Raw genomic sequence first — 918 nt, forward strand, 5'->3', positions numbered from 1 at the left:
TCGACCGCTGGATTGTGCCCCAGCACCGCTTTTAAGCGTTCGGCGGCATGACGCAGGCTCAGCCCTTCCGTTTGCATGACCCAGTCCAGCACTGAACCGCCCGCCTCGCAGCCAAAGCAGTGATAGAGATTTTTCGCCGGTGTAATCACCATCGAGGGCGTTTTCTCCTCATGGAACGGGCACAACACCGTCATATCTTTGCCGCGCTTAAACAACTGCCGTCCCTGCTGCTCAATGATGGCAACTAAGGAGACAGCGGATTTCAGGTGCTGTAATTCTGCTTCGGGAATGCGAGCCATATCGTTATTCCTTTAAAAACCCGTCAAGATTCTTTACATGTATTATATTAGTATCTATAATGTAACTATTGTCAAGGGCACATTACCGGAGGACTTACATTATGGATTCTGTATTATCATGGAGTTCTGAGATGAGTTTCTCTGCCCGTTTAATTCAACTACGGAAGCAAAAAGGGTTAACCCAGCAAGGGTTAGCTGATGCTGCCAACATTCATGTTCAGCAGGTTAAACGCTATGAAGCCGGAACTTCTGAACCCTCCGCCGAAGCCCTACGCAAGTTAGCTAAAACGTTTTCTATTTCTGCTGACTGGTTACTTTTTGAAGAAGGGGAACGGACGCCACCTAATGAGTTTCTTTTTTTGTTCGAGGCGATTAATGAATTTCCCGAAGAAGAAAAAAACGTCATTAGAGAGATGCTGGAAGGGATGGTGATTAAGTATCAGGCGCGTAAGTGGTTGAAGAATTAAGGTAATAGAATGATTTAGCGCGATATCAGCAGGCGGCTACCAGCTGATATCGCTCACCACAAGCAACTAAACAGGAGTTGAATGATGGCTAAGGCGCATTCTAGGCAAAACCGTGCAGTAAATAAAGTGACAAAAACAGAACGTTATTACAC

The 918-nt window shown here is 46.0% G+C and carries 2 protein-coding genes; one reads left to right on the forward strand and one right to left on the reverse strand.

Going from position 1 to position 918, the window contains the following annotated elements; all coding sequences use genetic code 11:
- Positions 1-299, reverse strand: a 299-nt coding sequence (locus AAY47_RS18790; protein ID WP_047771835.1) for a CHC2 zinc finger domain-containing protein, incomplete at its 3' end; no start/stop codon positions are given.
- A gap of 131 nt (positions 300-430) precedes the next feature.
- On the opposite strand from AAY47_RS18790, the gene AAY47_RS18795 reads away from it, so the two are divergent.
- On the forward strand, positions 431-766 hold the full coding sequence (locus tag AAY47_RS18795; protein WP_327213553.1) for a helix-turn-helix transcriptional regulator: 336 nt from the start codon (positions 431-433) through the stop codon (positions 764-766).
- Positions 767-918: the final 152 nt, after the last annotated feature.

It is taken from the genome of Xenorhabdus griffiniae (assembly GCF_001028135.1).
In the GTDB taxonomy this organism is placed as follows: domain Bacteria; phylum Pseudomonadota; class Gammaproteobacteria; order Enterobacterales; family Enterobacteriaceae; genus Xenorhabdus; species Xenorhabdus bakwenae.